The following is a 563-nucleotide window of genomic DNA, read 5'->3' as shown; positions in this document are numbered from 1 at the left end:
CATGCCCTCGCTCCGGTCCTGCTCCGTGGGCCCGCCGCCATCGGCCATCCCTGGCCGGGGGCGGCTAACCCGGCATCCATGCCGGGTTGCCCACTACGCAGAACCTCCACTCAGCCTCTCGAGGGGGCGCTCAGATCAAAAGCGGAAGGCGAGCTAACGCTCGGCCTGATGAGTGGTGAAGATCAAAAGCAAACGCGATTCCCTGTAGGAGCGAGGCTTGCCCGCGAAAAACGACCGGACGACGCGTTAATTCAAACAGCCCTCGTTATCGTTGGCGTCCATCGCCAGCAAGCTGGCTCCTACAGGGGAATGCGTACGATCAATGAGACAGGTCGGTTGGCAAGCCGCCTCGTTTTGGCTTTGGCTTTGGCTTTGGCTTTGGCTTTGGCTTTGGCTTTGGCTTTCGCATTTGATCTTGTGGTGGCCCACTAATTTCGGACACTTACGCATTCCCCTGTAGGAGCCGGCTTGCTGCGGGCGGCGTTCCGACGATAGCGGTGTGTCAGTCAACGTATGTATTGGCTGGACGGACGCCATCGTCGGAACGCCGCCCGCAGCAAGCC

The 563-nt window shown here is 60.4% G+C and carries 1 protein-coding gene; it reads left to right on the top strand.

The genetic code is table 11. From position 1 onward, the window contains the following. Positions 1 to 432, top strand: a 432-nt coding sequence (locus tag IB245_RS29170) for a hypothetical protein (protein ID WP_225610025.1), incomplete at its 5' end; no start/stop codon positions are given. Positions 433 to 563: the final 131 nt, after the last annotated feature.

Origin of the sequence: Pseudomonas sp. PDM02 (assembly GCF_014852285.1) — a bacterium.
Lineage (GTDB): Bacteria > Pseudomonadota > Gammaproteobacteria > Pseudomonadales > Pseudomonadaceae > Aquipseudomonas > Aquipseudomonas migulae.
Note: the sequence above shows the minus strand (reverse complement) of the source record. Positions and strands in the feature narration are given on the sequence as shown.